We start from the raw sequence: 16243 nt of genomic DNA, 5'->3' as shown, positions 1-16243 counted from the left end.
GGGTACCTGCTGCCTATCCCGTGATGCTCGAAGTGTCGGTCGATGCCGGCCGAGAATCGTCGGCGTGCATCTCGCCGACCTCGGACTTCAGGATCCGAAGTGATCTCCCCAGCCCTCGCGCAGCTTCGGGGAGCTTCTTCGATCCGAACAGAACGAGCAGGACCACCGCGACGACCGCCCAATGAGCCGGGCTCATCGCGCCCATCAGCCCGCCACCCCGTCCGCCGGGTACACCGCGTCGACCTCGACCTCGACGAGCCACCCCGGAACGGGAAGGCTGCCGACCTCCAGCGCAAACCGCGTGGGCCGTGCGGCATTGCGTTCGAGCGGTGCGGCCGGCTCTGCGGTTCCCAGGGGCACCAGTTCGGTGTCCCCGGTGTCGAGATTCGTGTTCGCGAAGAACTGACGATAGGCGCGGTTCCAGCCGGCGTAGTCCGCTCTGTCGGTGCCGGGCGCGTTGTCGAGGAACACCCGCATGGTGGTGACATCGGCAAGAGTCAGTCCCTGCGCTTCGAGGTTCGCGCGAATGTTCTTGAGGACGTTGATCCCTTGGGCTTCGGTTACGGTGACACCGTCGGGCAGCTCACCGTCGGCGAACTGTGAGTCGATGTACGACTCCGGGGTGCCCTGAGGTGCTGCCGTATTCGCCGCAGTCGGCCCCAGACCGCTGGATTTGTATACCCTCGCACCGGAACTGATCGTCACGCCCTGCGCGATCATCGGGTTCGCCTCGCCGGGCTCGAGAACCGCCTGCGCCACGGCAGTCGTCTCGCTGGGTGGCGCGCCGGGGTCGTCGTCGGACGAGCAGGAAGTCAGGATGGCGGTGGTGGTGGCCAGGCTCGCGGCCAACGCCGCGGCGCGGAGGGTGGTGCGCTTCATGAGTGCTCCTGGAGATCGAAGGTGGTCAGGCTGCGGCGACGCGCTGGTGCAGCGCCGTGACGACATCGCGGGCAGAGGTGAAGGCGCCGTGCTGCCAGGCGATTGCGTTGGAGAGGTGGTCCCCTGCGAAGTAGATGCGGTCAACGGGTTCGAGCAACAGTTCGTACTCGGGGGTGGCGGCACCCCCGTGCGAGTCACCGGCGCCCTTCCAGTTCGTCCAGGCGCCTTCCGAGTACTTCATGCGACGCCAGCTACCCGAGAAGGACGAGGCGATGTCCCGGCCGTATTTCTCGCCGTGGATCGACATGCCCTCTGCCACGGCTTTGTCCAGACGCTGCTTGTGAGTGAGGGATTCGAACGCGAGGTGCCGCCGTCCGCTGGTGTAGTACCCGACGACGACTCCTCGGTCCGAGCCGTAGTGGTCGTACGGGAACATGATCTGGGTGATGTCCTTGTCCGTGTTCGAAGCGCCGCCGTAGATGCGGTCTTCCGTTTCCCACCAGCGCCGGGTGTATTCGATGCCGAGCTTGCCGGCCGAGGCGGGAACGGCGGCGGACAGCGCTTTGAGTACTTCCGCGGGCAAGTTGTTGTCGAAACGGCCGACCAGATTCGGCGGAACGGTGCAGATGCAGTAGTCGGCGGTGATCGACTTCCGTGCGCCGTCCTGCGTGTAGGTCACGGCGACGCCGTCGGGAACGTTCTTCATCGAGGTCACTTCGGCACCGAAGTGGATCCGGTCGGTACCGATCTTGTCCCGCAAGGCGTAGTAGATCCGGTCCATACCGCCGACGGGGGTCATCATCGTCGTCGCCTGGTCGTAGCCGAACTCGAAGCTGAAGTTGCGGCCGAGGCCGGACCGGATGACGTCGCTCATCGGGAACGGTTCGGTCTCGGTGCCGAAGTTCAGGCCGGCACCGGGTTCGCCCGAGTAGCCGCGTCGGGTGGAGCCGAGGTAACGGCCGTCGCTGGAGAGGTCACCGAAGTCGCTGAGGAACTCCGACAACGCCTCCTTGTCGTCGGGGGAGAGGACGTCGTCGAGCGCACCCCTCGACGCGGCTTTGTGGAGGAGTTCGGACATGTAGCCGTAGGTGTCCGCCTTCGCGGCGCGGTACTGGACCGACTGTCCCGAGATAGCGGTGTCACTACTGTAATGGACGAGCGTGTTCGCATTCTGATTGCCGAACGGTTGGACCTCGACGCCGAGTTCGTGGCAGTAATCGAGGGTGATGTGGCTCTGCGGGATGCGGGTGGCCCCGAGGTTGTAGTAATGGCCGTCGGCGAAGGTGCAGGTCTGAGTGTCTCCGCCGATCTCGGTTTCCGTGGTGCCGCCGCGCACCGAGTAGACGCGTCCGCCCGGCCGGGTGCGAGCCTCGAGTACCGTGACGTCGTAGCCGCCCTTACGGAGTTCGTACGCAGCGCACAGACCTGCGGGACCGCCGCCGAGCACGACGACCGACTGCTTTCCCGGGGCCTTGCCGATGAGGTCGCCCATCGCGGGAGGCTGGAACCTGTTCGGTGAGGTGGCTGCCGCGGGGGCGAGACCTATGGTCGACATCGCCCCGTAGGCGAGTCCGACGCCTCCGGTCATGCCGAGGCCCCGCATGAATGATCTTCTGGTGACACTCACTTCATGGCTCCCATCGCGCTCACGACGTCTGCTCCAGGCCGCGGACGTCCTGTGCCCGCGCCGTCGTTCGGAGCAATCGTGGAGGCGGTGTGCTTCCCGCCGGATACGGCGAAGAAACGGTTCGGCAGCGGCGAGTGAGAAACGTCGCGAGCAATCCCTCTCACTCGGAAGACCTCATACGACTTGCCGAAGAAACCGTGGGGTAACACGATGCGCGTACGGTCTGCGCGGCCGGCACGAGCACGCCGGCGGGTGGGGAGGCATCATGACCGAAACGTCTGCGCTGGCCGATGCGATCGCACGGTCGTTCGCGCACCGGGAACCGGAACGCCCGGCAGTGTCGCCACTGCGAGCTTTGGGGCGCAGGCAACTGTCGGGATGGGAGGTGCTCGCTCAATCGGTCGCGACGACCGCCCCGGCGGCATCGATGGTCCTGCTGCCCGCCGCGATGCTCACCCACCACGCGCTGATGTCCGGTCTGATCGCCGTGGTGGCTGCAACTGTGCTGGTCACTCTGATTGCTTGTTGCACAGCGCTGTTCACCCGCCGCATGGTTGCTTCGGGCGGGCTGTACGCGTTCGTCGCAAAAGGTCTGGGCCCACGTGCGGCTCTGACGACGGGCATCGCGATGGCGGTGAAGTATCTCGGGAGCGGTGCGCTGACGCTGTACCACGGAGGGCACGCGGTGATCGCGATCGCCGCACAGTGCGGCATCGGCATCCGGGGGCCGGCGACCGCCGTGGTGTATCTCCTGATCGCCGCGGCGATCCTTGCGGCGTTGTTGCGTGGTGTCCGGTTCGCGGCGCTGGCGATCCTTGTGATCGAATCCTGTTCCTTGATTTTCATCGTCGGCCTGATGGTGATGCCCGGTGCGGAATCGGTGCCGGTGCAGCCTTTTCCGGGAGCCGGGACCGGTCTTCTGCTTCCTGTAGTTCTGTCCGCGCTCTTCGCCCTCGCAGGATTCGAGAGCGCGACGTTCGTCGCGCCCGAGGCGCGCCGTCCGATGATCACCGTAACCCGCACCGTGATCGCCACACCGGCACTGTGTGGAGCGCTGTTCGTATTCGCCGGTTGGGCCGCGTGGAGCGGCCACGCCGACACCCTCGTGGGGGCTTATCTGTACGGCACCTCGACAGGAGTCAGTCCGGTGGTGGTGGCCTTGCTGCACCTCGGGATGGCCTGCTCGTGGCTCGCGTCGGCGATGGCGTCCTCCAACGCCGCGTCCAGGCTGCTGTATTCGATGGGGGTCGAAGGCGTTCTGCCGGCTGGGCTGGGCTCGGTACACCGGAGACTCCGCACACCCTGGGTTGCGCTCGTCTCCGCGGTGTCCTGTCTCGCGATCGGTGCGACGGTCCTCGCGGTCCGGGGTGAGGTGCCCGACTGGGCCGGTGTCACGCTGCGCGTCGTTCTTCTGTTCGCGTACGTCCTGGTCGCGGTCGCGGCGGTGGTGTTCCTCGCTCGTATCCAGGAGTCGACGCCGGCAATCACCTGGACATGTCGCGTCGCTGCGACTCTCGGTGGGGTGGTCACCGGGTACATCGTGATCGGCCACGCGCTGGACGGCCGGTTCGGCGCTCTGACGGCGTTGCTCGTCGTGCTCGCGGTTCCGGTCCTGTGGTACCGGCACCTGCGACGAACGCGACCGGCGACCCTCGCCGACATCGGCGTGTTCGACAGCCCCGAATCGAAGGATGTGCTTCCCGGGGCCGGCGCCTTCGCCGAGACCGGCCGCGGCCGCGTCGCCCTCGTCGGATCCGATCATCCGAACGCGGTACGGCGGTGAGCGTCCGGGCCGGGCAGGGTGGGCACGAACCCCGGGCCGTTCAGCGTGCGCTCGCCCTCCTCGAAGCCGTTGCAACCCTGGGTGCCGGCGCATCGGCTCGTGACGTCGCGGCGCTGACAGCGATCCCGCCCGCGACTGCCTACCGTCTGCTCAATCTCCTCGTGGCAGACGGTTACCTTGTTCGGGTCGAAGACCTGTCGGGTTTCGCGCTCGGGCGGCGTACCCGCGAACTCGCTGCCGCCGCACCGGCGCCCCATGTGGACATCGATCCGGGTCCTGTCCTCGAGGAGTTGCGGGCACAGCTCCGGTACGGCGTCTACCTGGTGTCCTACACGGGTGGCCGGGTCCGCCTCGTCGACCGAGACCCCGACCACGAACTGTCCGGCGAGTCGACCTGGACGACGCACCTGCACGCGTCGGCGATCGGAAAACTGCTGCTCGTTCAGCGGCCCGAACTGATCGGGCCCGGCCCGCTCCGCCGGATCACCGAATGCACCAAGACCGAACCAGCCGAACTGAGGGCGGAACTGGAACGTGTACGTGACGAAGATGCCGCGTCCGAGGTCGACGAGAGCCGCATCGGCCGGTCAGCGCTCGCGGTCCCGGTGCGCACTAACGACCATCGGCTCACCGGAGCGCTGACCGCCATCGGGCGCACCGGACGGCTCAGCGTGAACGATCCGGAGATCCGGGATCTCTTGCGCTCCTACGCTTCTGTCCTACGCGGGTCGACTTCGGTCTCGTAACCGAGGTTTCCGTCCGATCCGGCACACGAACCGTGCGGGCGTACCGAGCGGAAATGCTTGTCAGAACGACGGATTCACGGACCAGCGGGCGGGGTGGGAAAGGGGCAATCGCCGCACACGCCTCCGTTGGCGGTGCGGTAGAACAGGCAGCAGCTACGACGCCTTCCTGTCGCTCGGTCGATGCTGCCGATCAACCGGGGGTCGTCCAGAAGCGCATCGAGCTGCGGCAGTGCAGCGTCGCCGATCATTCGTCCTGCACCGATCAGAGCCGAGGCCGCGTTACCCCACATCAGCCCGGGTGCCACCACATCGCGCCACGCCTCGATGATCGGCTCGAGTTGCCGGTCGAGCACCTCGACGGCAACGGAGTCACCGAACCGCGGCTCGGCCACGTGCAACAGGAGGGTGCCACCGTCGGACCGCCACAGCAGCTGGTCCGGGTCGAGGCCGATACAACGCCCGGAGAGAGTGACGGACCCGATCGCGATCGACCACACGCGTGCGGCGTAAGCGAAGAACACCGTCGAAGCGGCCACCCGCATCTCGTCGGTGCTCATCTGCTCGGCCGTAGCGGTCACGAGGTGGTCACGGGTCGTGCGCTCACGCAGTGCGATGGTGGGTTGCCATCGGCCGCCGGGCACTTCTCCGGTCCCGACCGCGAAGAAGGGACTGAGTGCCGCGATCCGTTCGAGCACCCCGGTCGCGCCCGATGTCGCATTCTCCTGGGCCACGGCACTCCTGCTCTCGTTCGTCTTCTCCATCCGCCCGGCTCGCTCGTGCCGTCGTGCGACGTCGGCAACGTAGCACGGCGCGAGCACGCCGAATCGCCCGCTTCGGCGGGCCGACTATCGTGGGTCTCACGACAACCGATCGAAAGGACCGGCATGGGTGTGAGTTTGGACAAGGGCGGAAATGTCTCGTTGTCGAAGGAGGCTCCGAACCTCACTGCGGTGACGGTCGGTCTCGGCTGGGACGTCCGGGCTACGACCGGCGCCGATTTCGACCTCGACGCCAGCGCTCTCGTCACGGGTGCGAACGGCAAGGTGCTCTCGGACCAACACTTCGTCTTCTACAACAACCTGCGTTCGCCCGACGGATCGGTCGAGCACACCGGCGACAACCTGACCGGCGAGGGAGAGGGTGACGACGAGTCGATCAACGTCGACCTCGTCGCAGTGCCCGCCGAGGTGCAGTCCATCGTCTTCCCGGTATCGATTCACGACGCCGACGCGCGCGGGCAGTCGTTCGGTCAGGTGCGCAACGCGTTCATCCGCGTGGTCGACCGCTCCGACGATCGCGAACTCGCGCGCTACGACCTGAGCGAGGACGCGTCGTCGGAGACCGCGATGGTCTTCGGTGAACTGTACCGGCGCGGCACCGAATGGAAGTTCCGCGCGATCGGCCAGGGCTACGCGTCCGGCCTCGCGGGAATCGCCCGCGACTACGGTGTCAGCATCGGCTGATCCGAAGGCGCGCGCCGCGGGCTCGTGACCTGGCCCGCGGCGCCGCCGCCCGATCTGCCGCGATCACCTCGTACAGGCGGACTCCCGGTGCGACACTGGTGTGATGTGTAGATGGATGGCCTACTCCGGCGATCCGATTCTCGCCGAGGATTTGTTGTTCAAGCCGGAGCATTCGCTGATCGATCAGAGCCTGCACTCGCATCTCGGCGCCACAACCACCAACGGTGACGGTTTCGGTGTCGGCTGGTACGGCCTGGGCGAAACGCCCGCGGTGTTCAAGGGCATCGATCCGGCGTGGAACGACGAGAATCTTCGTGAAGTCGCGTCGCAGGTGAGCACCCACCTGCTGTTCGCCCATATCCGGGCGTCGACCGGGAGCGCCGTCCAGCGGAGCAACAGCCACCCCTTCCGGCACGAGAACTGGCTGTGGATGCACAACGGATGCATCGAAGGATTCGAGCGGATGAAACGGGATCTGGTGTTCGCCATCGAACCGGATCTCTACCCGTACATCGAAGGGTCCACCGACTCGGAAGTGCTCTTCTTTCTGGCCTTGACGTTCGGCCTCCGGGAAGACCCCCTCGGCGCGGTGGGGCGGGCAGTGGGCCTGGTCGAGCACCTCGCCCGGCAATACGGCATCGACGCTCCGGTGCAGATGAGCGCCGCCACCACGGACGGCGTCACGGTGTGGGCGTTCCGCTACTCGAGCGAAGGAAAAACACGTTCGCTGTTCTACTCCACCGAGATCTCGCGATTGCGCTCGCTGCATCCGGAGGTCGAGGCACTCCAGCGTTTCGGTATGACGGCGAGATTGGTTGTGTCCGAACCTATACGGGACTTGCCGGGTGCATGGAACGAAATGCCCGAAGGTTCCGCGGCGATCGTCCGCGAAGGCCGCGACGACATCGTTCCGTTCGTTCCACTGGGTGCGACGTAGACAGCGCGGGGCGACATCGTGTCCGCGTCGGCAACCCGTGACACCGGGGTCGGAGGCGGCGCGTGAGCGGCCCGCTACCGACCGGAGGCCGGTCCACCCGCAGGTTGTTGTGGTCGGCCGGTGTGCGGCCGTTGCTGACAGCCGTTGTGCTGCTGACCGTCTACTTCCTCGCACCGCTCGACGGTATCGGAGACCTGGGGGCGGTGTTCCTCCTGGTCGTGGGGGTTCTCGCGGTGGGTACGGTGGCGGTCTGGCAGGTCAAGAAGGTACTGGCGTCGCACTACCCGGCGGTGCAGGCCGTCGAAGCGGCCGCTGCCACTGTTGCGTTGTACCTGGTCGGTTACGCCGCGTTCTACTACCTGCTGTCCGCTGCGAACGCGCAGGGATTCAGTGAGGTGCTCTCGCGGGTCGACGCACTCTATTTCTGTCTCACCGTGTTCGCCACGGTCGGATTCGGCGACATCGTGGCCACCACCGATTCGACGAGAGCGGTCGTATCCCTCCAGATCGTCGCCAATCTGGTGTTCCTTGCCGTCGGGATCCGCGTGCTGACCGGCGTGGTGCAGTGGCGTCGGCAGCAGCGTCAGAACCCTCCCGGCACTTCCCCGGGTGGGTAGGACCGCCACCCGAAAGGAATGGAAATCGTGGCCGAACCCGACATTCCGACGCACACCCAGGTGTCTCTCGATCCCCGAGCACGGAGAGCCAAGGGGAAGCACGCACGACGCTCGACGCCCCTCGACTCGCTCGCCGAATGCGGCGCCGATCCCGGCCGTTCCCCGATCGATCTGCTCTTGGCGCAAGCCGAGACCAGGGTGCCCCAGTTGGTCCCCATCCGGCACGGTCGCATGGCGTCGTCGCCGTTCGCGTTCTACCGCGGTGCCGCGCTCGTCATGGCGGACGATCTGTCGCGGACCCCGTCGAGCGGGCTGATCACCCAACTCTGCGGCGACGCGCACCTGTCCAATTTCGGCATCTTCGCCACGCCCGAACGGAAATTGGCGTTCGACGTCAACGACTTCGACGAGACCTACCCCGGGCCGTTCGAATGGGATGTCAAACGACTCGCGGCCAGTCTCGCGATCGCAGCGAAGGACAACGACTTCACCCGGAGGCAGCGGCGGCGCATCACCACTGCCTGCGCGTCCGAGTATCGGGAAACGATGCTCGAGCAGGCCGAGCGGGGGAACCTCGCGGTCTGGTACTCGCGGATCCAGCCGACCACCGAACTGGTCGAACTCCGCGACGAACTCGATTCGTCCATGAAAAAACGTGTTCGGAAGTTGCTCGAGAAGTCGGTACACAGCGACAGCGTGCACGCGGCCGGAAAACTGACCTCCGTCGTGGACGGGCGCCGCACGATCACCAGCCGGCCACCTCTGATCGTGCCGATCGAAGAAGTGTTCGCCGATGCCGATGCCACGCAGCTCTACGACGAACTGCATCGGCGACTGCGCGAATACGCCTCCACACTCCAATCCGATCGCCGCACCCTGCTCGCGCAGTTCGAATTCGTCCAGGCCGCGCGGAAAGTCGTCGGTGTCGGCAGCGTGGGCACCCGGGCATGGATCGTCCTGATGCGGGGGAGGGACGACGATCCGCTGGTGCTGCAGGCCAAGGAAGCGCAGCGGTCCGTACTTGCCGGGTACGTCGACGGGCCGCAGTACGAGAACGAAGGTGAGCGGGTGGTGCACGGCCAACGGCTCATGCAGGCCGCGAGTGACATCTTTCTCGGATGGCAGCAGGGTCCCGGAGTCGACGGTGTCCGGCGTGACTTCTACGTCCGGCAGTTGCGCGACGGCAAGGGGTCCGCGGTGGTGGAGGCGATGACGCCGAGAGGTATGGAGCTGTACGGACGGCTGTGCGCCCGCGTCCTCGCGTACGGCCACGCGCGCGGGGGAGACCGCATCGCGATGGCGTCCTATCTGGGATCGGGCAACGAATTCGACGAAGCGATTGCGGGGTTCGCGAAGACCTATGCGGAGAGGAACGTCCGCGATCACCAGGAGCTGGTCGCCGCGATCGACTCGGGTCGAATCGCCGCGCGCACCGGTATGTGAGCGCGACGGCTCAGCGCACCAGGAGCCAGTTCTTGTCGTGCCGGTAAAAGGTGGAGCGTTTGAGCGGGCGGGGATTCGCGACCCCGTCGCGGGTGACGGTCGCGGCGGGCGAACCCAGTTGCATCGCCCGTCCCGTCAGCCACTTGTAACCGCCGAACCAGCGCGGCCGGTCGATTGCGGCGCGCAGTCCCGGCATCGCCGGTGTGGGCTCGACCCGGATACCGGGCACCGTGCCGGAGAACAGGCGGGTGTCGTCGACGTAGGCCTCCCCGACGAGACCGGACTCGTCGCCACACACGAGCGCCCGGCCGACGAGCGCGATGCCGGCGTCGTCCCGGATCAGCGGAATCGGCTTCGCCTCACCGCGCAATGCGATGGTGGCCGCTTTCGAGCCGCTGCGCAGGCCGTATGCCTCGGTGGCCGGAGTGCGCGACTCGGGTACGTACGCGAGTTCGATGTCGTCGAGCCGATCGAGGCGCATCAGCCGGGTCAATGTCGCGGCGAATGCGGCATCGTCTCCGACGACGATCAGCCGGGGGTTGTCCACCGAGTCCGCTTGGGCGAGGACATCCTCGAAATCGTCCTTCTCCGGAAGCGCGGGAGCGGACAGCGTCGTCTCCGGGGTGAGAGTCAGCGGCAGGGGTACCTCGCCACATCTGAACACTACCGGGGTCAACAGAACTCCTCGCGAATGTCGGGTTCGTACGGTTGCAGGCTTCGGTTCACTCTAATCGGAAGGCGCCGGGCGGGGGTGGGACGCGCGGCGGTGCCGCGAGTCCTCCTGCAGCTGCCACCCGGATCGTGCCGATACCGGTGCCGGAGCCGGAGGCCGTGGCAGGGTGGACTACACTGTGGTCCCGGCTGCTGTCCGGTTCCAGGGCAGGACCCTGCAGGCGAGACCGCCCGCACGTAACACCTGTCTGAGGAGAGCGCGACATGCCGGCAATCGTCCTGATCGGAGCCCAATGGGGCGACGAGGGCAAGGGCAAAGCTACGGACCTGTTCGGCGGACGTCTGCAGTGGGTCGTGCGCTACCAGGGCGGAAACAACGCCGGGCACACCGTGGTGCTGCCCAACGGCGACAAGTTCGCTCTGCACCTGATCCCCTCGGGCATCCTGACCCCGGGCGTCACCAACGTCATCGGCAACGGTGTCGTCGTGGATCCGGGCGTGCTGCTCACCGAACTCGCCGGCCTCGAAGAGCGCGACGTCGATACGTCCCGCCTGCTGCTCTCGGCCGACGCGCACCTGATCATGCCGTACCACGTGGCGATCGACAAAGTCACCGAGCGCTTCCTCGGCAAGAGCAAGATCGGCACCACCGGCCGCGGAATCGGCCCCTGCTACCAGGACAAACTGGCCCGCGTCGGGGTGCGCGTCGCCGATGTTCTCGACGAGAAGATCTTCACTCAGAAGGTCGAGGCGGCGCTCGAGTTCAAGAACCAGGTGCTCGTCAAGATCTACAACCGCAAGGCGCTCGATCCCGAGCAGGTCGTCGAAGAAGTCCTCACCCAGGCCGAGGGATTCAAGCACCGCATCACCGACACCCGCCTCGAGCTCAACAAGGCACTCGACCGCGGTGAGACGGTTCTGCTCGAGGGCTCGCAGGGCACGTTGCTCGACGTGGACCACGGCACCTATCCGTACGTGACGTCGTCCAACCCCACCGCGGGTGGCGCGGCAGTCGGATCGGGCATCGGACCGACGAAGATCACGACGGTGCTCGGCATCCTCAAGGCGTACACCACGCGTGTCGGTTCGGGCCCGTTCCCGACCGAACTGTTCGACCACCACGGTGAGTACCTGGCGAAGAAGGGCGGCGAGGTGGGTGTGACCACCGGTCGCGCGCGCCGCACCGGGTGGTTCGACGCCGTGATCGCCCGTTACGCCACCCGCGTGAACGGCATCACCGACTACTTCCTCACCAAGCTCGACGTGCTGTCCGGGCTCGACACCGTGCCGATCTGCGTCGGCTACGACGTCGACGGGGTCCGTGTCGACGAGATGCCGATGACGCAGACCGACGTCCACCACGCCAAGCCGATCTACGAAGAGATGCCCGGATGGTGGGAGGACATCTCCCACGCCCGCACCTTCGAAGAGCTTCCGAAGAACGCTCAGGATTACGTGCTGCGTCTCGAAGAGCTTTCCGGAGCGTTCATCTCGTGCATCGGTGTCGGTCCCGGCCGCGACGAGACGATCGTGCGCCGCGACGTCATTCGCTGACACAGGCCGCGCCGCACTGAAACCGGTTGCGCGGCTGAGCCTCGACGGTCCCTCGGCGGACGTGCGGCTCGCAAGCGTCGGTGTGCAGCGGCCACCATGTGGTGCGGAACAGGATCAGGTCGTCGGTGGCGCGACGATGCGCACCGACCGCGGCGGGCTGGCAACCGTGAAGTCATACCGTCGCGCAGCGGCCACGAACGGGTCGGGACTCGGATCGGTCGGCCAGTCGGCCTCTCCCGCGTTCCCGAACAGGCTGACCGCGTTGGGGTTCGGCCCGGTGGTGAACCCGGGTTTGATACTGCAGCCCGGCGAAGGTGGTGGCGGCGAACTTCGCCGCCCACTCCTGAGGCACCGCGTATGGGGTCATGGTGACAAGTTCCGTGGTTGAACCGAAGTCCGCCGCCGTGTCCGCGCAGGTGTCGGCGAGCCGATGGTTGTGTGGCACGGTCAGGGTGGAGAGCTGGCGTTCGGCGGCGAATTCGTCGCTGATGATCCCGGTTGCCGCCAGCGCCTGGCCGACGGTCTCCCGGATCGCGGTGAGCTCGTCGTACGCGAGGTAGCAGGTACCGCGTGGCGGGGTCAGATCGAAGCGGCCGCCGCCGTCGGAGGAGAACCACCAAGGGCCGTTCCCGGCGCGGTGCCCGCGGTGCAGCGGCTGCCCCACGGTGAGTTCGCAGGCGGGGAAGTTGCGCAGCGGCCGGGTCGGCGGCCCCAGAGCGACAGTGTCACGACTGCTCACGCGGCCCACCGCTGCGCGTCGGCGCGGGCCAGCTCCAGTGCCGCGTCCAGGGGATGACCGTCGACGATCCAGTCGGCTGCAGTGCGGTCATCGAGCTCGGGCTGGGGGCTGCGAAGCCAGACTGCGCAGGTCCACGGGTCGGCAGCGTCGCGCAGGGTCCTCCACAGAGTGAGCAGGTGTGGGTGCACCGTTCCTGTGTCGGTGAACTGCCAGGTGGGGTAGACCCACCCGCCGCCGTCGAGTTGGCAGGCGATCACACTGCCCGTGGCTACAGCCTTGTTGACGGCTTGGCGGCTCACACCCCACCACTGTGTCAGCCCCGCGGTGTCGTAAAACGGGCCGATGAGCTGGTCGTAGACGTGGGGAAGTGCTGCAGTCATCGCGCGAGCGATCGACTTGACGTCTGCAAAGGCAGCGGGGGAGACGTGGGCTTCGCGTGCGCGGTCGAAAGTGTCCTGGACGCGGCGGGTGAGCTCGTCCATGAGCTCACGTTGTTGCTCGGCGAGGGTAACCATGCGAAAGCCTCCTGGTCGTCAACCGTGTCAACCCCAGCGTCATCTTCTGCGTCAACCGTGTCAACGAACGGAAGATGGGTGTTCTCATTCCACCCCAGTCGCTGAGGTTCGTCTCCTGCGGGCCTGCCTCACCGACTGGCCTGACTCGATCGGTCCACTTTCGGCGATACTGGACCGGTGATCACGCGTGCGATAGGGGCCGGTTCGCTTGTCCGGGATCTGGGCAACTGGCAGGACGCCGGGGACCGCAGGCCGGCATACCGTGCGCTGGCCGACGGCATCCGCCTCCTCGTGCACGACGGTCGGGTACCGCTCGGGGTGGCGCTGCCCAGCGAACGCGAACTCGCGTCGGCCCTGTCGCTGAGCCGCACCACTGTCACCGCCGCGTACACCGCGCTGCGCGATGCGGGGTACCTCCGCAGTCGGCAGGGAGCGCGCAGCACGGTGGCGATGCCTGCCGAACGAACCACGGTCCCGGCGTCGGTGCCGGTGCTCGGTGAGGCGATCGACCTCCGCAACGCGTCGCTCGCGGCCCCGGCGGCCGCCATCGAAGCGGCGTACAGCGCGGCACTGGGATCGATGTCCGCGTATCTGGGCTCCCACGGCATGGAACCCGTGGGCGTCATGGCGCTCCGTGACGTGATCGCACGCCGGTACCGGGATCGTGGGCTGCCCACCACGCCCGATCAGATCATGGTGACTTCCGGTGCGCAGCACGCGATGCGATTGCTGCTCGGCGTTCTCACCGACCCCGGCGACCGGGTGATCGTCGACCACCCCACCTATCCGAATGCGCTCGAAGCGATCCGTCGTCACGGCACCCGTCCGGTGCCGGTCCCGGTGCGACCGGAAGACGGACCCGCCGGCGGCTGGGATCTCGACGGACTTGCCGGTGCCGCCCGCCAGACCGGCGCGCGCACCGCGTTCCTGGTGCCGGACTTCCACAATCCGACCGGGCTGTGTCTCGACGCGGACGGGCGAGCAGAACTGACCCGCATCATGCGTGACGCGCGGGTGACGCTCGTCGTGGACGAGACGATGGTGGACTTGTGGCTGGACGCCTCGCCACCGCCGCCCGTCGCCGCGACCTCGTTCGGAGGGCAGGTCGTCACCGTCGGGTCGACCGGCAAGTCGTTGTGGGGCGGGCTGCGAGTGGGGTGGATCCGTGCCGACCGGGACCTGATCGTGCGTCTCACCGGAGCGCGTATGGCAGTGGACCTCGGCACGCCGGTCATGGAACAACTTGCCGCCGCGCACCTGCTGTCGGACGTCGAGGATCTGCTCGATGCCCGCCGCCGCGTGTTGCGGGAGCGCCGCGCCGCACTCGTCGCTGCGCTCGCGGACCGGTTACCGGCGTGGAGATACACCCTCGGGCAGGGCGGCATGTCGTTGTGGGCGAGGATGCCCGAACCGGTCTCGACGGCCCTCGCCGCGACAGGACCGAGCCACGGGGTGCTCCTCGCCGCCGGTCCCAGATTCGGAGTGCAGGGTGCGTTCGAACGATTCGTGCGGCTGCCCTACACCCAGCAGCCTGACACCCTGCGGCGTGGAATCGCCTCGGTCGCCGCGGCCTACAGCGCCGTCACCGCGGGATCGCCCATAGACGAGACCAGGATCGTCGTCTGAGAGACCACGAAAGCCGCTGCCCCGCCGGAAGATCCGTCGGGGCAGCGGTCGAGCTCTGAAAGAGTCAGACCCAGAGCGTGTCGATATCGGTCGCCTCGCCGGCCGGCGCTGCGGGCTCACCCGACGGCGTACGCGAGAAGCGCGGGGCGGGCGCGTGCTGGACGACACCGTCGACCTCGATCAGCGATCCCCGTGCGGCGAGATGCGCGTTCTGCGGCGCCTCCGCGAAAGTGAGGACCGGCGTCACGCACGCATCGGTACCGAGGAACACCTCGGACCACTCGTCGCGGGTCCTGCTGAGGAACTTCTCCGCGAACACCTTCTTCATCTCCGGCCACGAGGACTTGTCGAGCTGATGCGGCAGATCGGCCGGATCGAGTTCGAGACCCTTCAGCAGGAGCGCGTAGAACTGCGGTTCGATCGCACCGACGGCCATGTACTTGCCGTCCGAGGTCTCGTACACCTCGTAGAAGTGTGCACCGGTGTCGAGCATGTTCACACCGCGCTCGTCGGACCACAGGCCGTTGCCGCGGAACGACCACATCATGTGCGACAGGGCGAGGGCACCGTCGACCATCGCCGTGTCGACGACCTGGCCGCGACCGGATGTCTGACGTTCGACCAGCGCCGCGAGAATGCCGAAAACGAGGAACATCGAACCGCCGCCGAAGTCGCCGACCATGTTGAGCGGCGGGACGGGCCGCTCGCCCTCGCGGCCGATCGCGTGGAGCACACCGGTCAGCGAGATGTAGTTGATGTCGTGGCCGGCGGCGTTGGCGAGAGGACCGTCCTGTCCCCAGCCGGTCATGCGGCCGTACACGATCCGGGGATTGCGCTCGAGCACCACGTCCGGTCCGAGGCCGAGACGTTCGGTGACGCCCGGACGGAAGCCCTCGATCAGCACGTCGGCGCGCTCGAGCAGTGCAAGCACCTTCTCGATGTCCGCCGGGTCCTTGAGGTTCGCCTCGACGACGCGACGGTTGCGCTGGATCGGGTCGCGGTGGCCCGCGGGCGGGATCTCGCCGGGACGCTGCACGATGACGACGTCCGCGCCGAGGTCGGCGAGCAGGGTTGCCGCATGCGGTCCGGGGCCGAGTCCCTTGAACTCCACGACGCGGATACCCGCGAGCGGGCCCTTCTTCTCAACAGCTTCAGCGGACACTCGTCGAACCTCACTCCGATGCGTAGGAACTCTCCGACCGGGACAGTACCTTAGCGATCGCTCGGGAATATGAGCGTGGTCACGGTGCTGCGGCTCACGCTTGGTACAGGTCGGCCTCGGTCAGTCCGGTCGCCTCGAATGCGTCCGCGAGACTGTTGTGCCGCACCACCATCACGACTTTGTCGTCGACCACCCGGAAGGCGATCGCCTCGTCGAGCGGCGCGCCCGTGGCTTCCGCACCCCACGTCGACCGTTCTTCGACGACCACGATGCCCTCGTGGACGAACATCCGTCCGGGCTCGAGAGTGACGCCGGAGTTCGTTGCCCATTCGCGCAGTTCGTCGAGGCCCTGATCGGCGTCGTCGTCGTCGGTGGGAAGGACGATGTCGTCGCTCGACAACTCGAGGAGCGTGTCGATGTCGTTGCTGTTGACGGCCTCGTGCCAGGCCAGAACGGTAGCGATCTCGGAGGTGCTCATGA

The 16243-nt window shown here is 67.0% G+C and carries 17 protein-coding genes; 8 read left to right on the top strand and 9 right to left on the bottom strand.

Going from position 1 to position 16243, the window contains the following annotated elements; genetic code table 11:
• Positions 1-13 precede the first annotated feature (13 nt).
• Genes tatA through HF886_RS01760 form a run of 3 tightly spaced genes read right to left on the bottom strand, consistent with a single transcriptional unit; the run spans position 14 to position 2482 of the window.
• The gene (tatA, locus tag HF886_RS01770) at positions 14-205 is read right to left on the bottom strand and encodes a Sec-independent protein translocase subunit TatA (protein WP_169651371.1); all 192 of its coding nucleotides are present in this window, start codon (positions 203-205) and stop codon (positions 14-16) included.
• The gene (locus HF886_RS01765; protein ID WP_169651370.1) at positions 205-879 is read right to left on the bottom strand and encodes a Rid family hydrolase; all 675 of its coding nucleotides are present in this window, start codon (positions 877-879) and stop codon (positions 205-207) included. Before HF886_RS01765 ends, tatA begins: the two co-directional genes overlap by 1 nt.
• A 25-nt stretch (positions 880-904) precedes the next feature.
• Positions 905-2482, bottom strand: a complete 1578-nt coding sequence (locus HF886_RS01760; protein ID WP_169619587.1) for a flavin monoamine oxidase family protein — start codon at positions 2480-2482, stop codon at positions 905-907.
• A gap of 289 nt (positions 2483-2771) precedes the next feature.
• Between HF886_RS01760 and HF886_RS01755 the strand changes: the two genes are divergently transcribed.
• On the top strand, positions 2772-4289 hold the full coding sequence (locus HF886_RS01755) for an APC family permease (RefSeq protein ID WP_169651369.1): 1518 nt from the start codon (positions 2772-2774) through the stop codon (positions 4287-4289).
• Positions 4286-5035 carry an IclR family transcriptional regulator C-terminal domain-containing protein gene (locus HF886_RS01750; protein ID WP_169619117.1) on the top strand — a complete coding sequence of 250 codons (750 nt, stop codon included), beginning with the start codon at positions 4286-4288 and terminating at the stop codon, positions 5033-5035. Before HF886_RS01755 ends, HF886_RS01750 begins: the two co-directional genes overlap by 4 nt.
• Positions 5036-5109: 74 nt before the next feature.
• Here the strand turns inward: HF886_RS01750 and HF886_RS21325 are convergent, their stop codons facing one another.
• The gene (locus HF886_RS21325; RefSeq protein WP_346765274.1) at positions 5110-5766 is read right to left on the bottom strand and encodes a (2Fe-2S)-binding protein; all 657 of its coding nucleotides are present in this window, start codon (positions 5764-5766) and stop codon (positions 5110-5112) included.
• A gap of 153 nt (positions 5767-5919) precedes the next feature.
• On the opposite strand from HF886_RS21325, the gene HF886_RS01740 reads away from it, so the two are divergent.
• From HF886_RS01740 to HF886_RS01725, 4 genes are all read left to right on the top strand, one after another.
• The gene (locus tag HF886_RS01740) at positions 5920-6498 is read left to right on the top strand and encodes a TerD family protein (protein ID WP_169651367.1); all 579 of its coding nucleotides are present in this window, start codon (positions 5920-5922) and stop codon (positions 6496-6498) included.
• 115 nt (positions 6499-6613) lie between these two features.
• On the top strand, positions 6614-7435 hold the full coding sequence (locus HF886_RS01735) for a class II glutamine amidotransferase (protein ID WP_169619588.1): 822 nt from the start codon (positions 6614-6616) through the stop codon (positions 7433-7435).
• 62 nt (positions 7436-7497) lie between these two features.
• Complete coding sequence (locus tag HF886_RS01730; RefSeq protein WP_296550608.1) at positions 7498-8052, top strand: potassium channel family protein; 555 nt, start codon at positions 7498-7500, stop codon at positions 8050-8052.
• Between the two features lie 60 nt (positions 8053-8112).
• Complete coding sequence (locus HF886_RS01725; RefSeq protein ID WP_346765290.1) at positions 8113-9495, top strand: DUF2252 domain-containing protein; 1383 nt, start codon at positions 8113-8115, stop codon at positions 9493-9495.
• Positions 9496-9505: 10 nt separating this feature from the next.
• Here the strand turns inward: HF886_RS01725 and HF886_RS01720 are convergent, their stop codons facing one another.
• Positions 9506-10159: a hypothetical protein gene (locus HF886_RS01720; RefSeq protein ID WP_169619590.1), complete on the bottom strand. Its 654-nt coding sequence runs from the start codon at positions 10157-10159 to the stop codon at positions 9506-9508.
• Positions 10160-10431: 272 nt separating this feature from the next.
• Between HF886_RS01720 and HF886_RS01715 the strand changes: the two genes are divergently transcribed.
• A complete protein-coding gene (locus tag HF886_RS01715; RefSeq protein WP_169619125.1) occupies positions 10432-11721 on the top strand; it encodes an adenylosuccinate synthase in 1290 nt (429 codons plus the stop codon).
• A 172-nt stretch (positions 11722-11893) separates the two neighbouring features.
• On the opposite strand, the gene HF886_RS01710 is transcribed toward HF886_RS01715, so the two are convergent.
• Both HF886_RS01710 and HF886_RS01705 read right to left on the bottom strand, forming a co-directional pair.
• Positions 11894-12460 (bottom strand): RES domain-containing protein, encoded by a 567-nt coding sequence (locus HF886_RS01710; RefSeq protein ID WP_346765273.1) that lies wholly within the window; start codon positions 12458-12460, stop codon positions 11894-11896.
• A complete protein-coding gene (locus HF886_RS01705) occupies positions 12457-12975 on the bottom strand; it encodes a hypothetical protein (protein WP_169619129.1) in 519 nt (172 codons plus the stop codon). The genes HF886_RS01710 and HF886_RS01705 overlap by 4 nt, the downstream gene beginning before the upstream one ends.
• A 177-nt stretch (positions 12976-13152) precedes the next feature.
• Here HF886_RS01705 and HF886_RS01700 point away from each other — a divergent pair, with 177 nt between their 5' ends.
• Positions 13153-14601, top strand: a complete 1449-nt coding sequence (locus HF886_RS01700) for a PLP-dependent aminotransferase family protein (protein ID WP_169619130.1) — start codon at positions 13153-13155, stop codon at positions 14599-14601.
• Between the two features lie 64 nt (positions 14602-14665).
• Here the strand turns inward: HF886_RS01700 and HF886_RS01695 are convergent, their stop codons facing one another.
• Both HF886_RS01695 and HF886_RS01690 read right to left on the bottom strand, forming a co-directional pair.
• Complete coding sequence (locus HF886_RS01695; protein ID WP_169619132.1) at positions 14666-15763, bottom strand: CaiB/BaiF CoA-transferase family protein; 1098 nt, start codon at positions 15761-15763, stop codon at positions 14666-14668.
• Between the two features lie 94 nt (positions 15764-15857).
• Positions 15858-16241 carry a nuclear transport factor 2 family protein gene (locus HF886_RS01690; RefSeq protein WP_169619134.1) on the bottom strand — a complete coding sequence of 128 codons (384 nt, stop codon included), beginning with the start codon at positions 16239-16241 and terminating at the stop codon, positions 15858-15860.
• Between the last annotated feature and the right edge of the window lie 2 nt (positions 16242-16243).

Origin of the sequence: Rhodococcus sp. 105337, from assembly GCF_012844225.1 — a bacterium.
Lineage (GTDB): Bacteria > Actinomycetota > Actinomycetes > Mycobacteriales > Mycobacteriaceae > Rhodococcus.
Note: the sequence above shows the minus strand (reverse complement) of the source record. Positions and strands in the feature narration are given on the sequence as shown.

Bases quoted from the DNA above. Each gene is read 5' to 3' on its own strand.
- tatA (WP_169651371.1), bottom strand. From the start codon at position 205: ATGGGCGCGATGAGCCCGGCTCATTGGGCGGTCGTCGCGGTGGTCCTG.
- HF886_RS01765 (WP_169651370.1), bottom strand. From the start codon at position 879: ATGAAGCGCACCACCCTCCGCGCCGCGGCGTTGGCCGCGAGCCTGGCC.
- HF886_RS01760 (WP_169619587.1), bottom strand. From the start codon at position 2,482: ATGCGGGGCCTCGGCATGACCGGAGGCGTCGGACTCGCCTACGGGGCG.
- HF886_RS01755 (WP_169651369.1), top strand. From the start codon at position 2,772: ATGACCGAAACGTCTGCGCTGGCCGATGCGATCGCACGGTCGTTCGCG.
- HF886_RS01740 (WP_169651367.1), top strand. From the start codon at position 5,920: ATGGGTGTGAGTTTGGACAAGGGCGGAAATGTCTCGTTGTCGAAGGAG.
- HF886_RS01735 (WP_169619588.1), top strand. From the start codon at position 6,614: ATGGCCTACTCCGGCGATCCGATTCTCGCCGAGGATTTGTTGTTCAAG.
- HF886_RS01715 (WP_169619125.1), top strand. From the start codon at position 10,432: ATGCCGGCAATCGTCCTGATCGGAGCCCAATGGGGCGACGAGGGCAAG.
- HF886_RS01705 (WP_169619129.1), bottom strand. From the start codon at position 12,975: ATGGTTACCCTCGCCGAGCAACAACGTGAGCTCATGGACGAGCTCACC.
- HF886_RS01690 (WP_169619134.1), bottom strand. From the start codon at position 16,241: ATGAGCACCTCCGAGATCGCTACCGTTCTGGCCTGGCACGAGGCCGTC.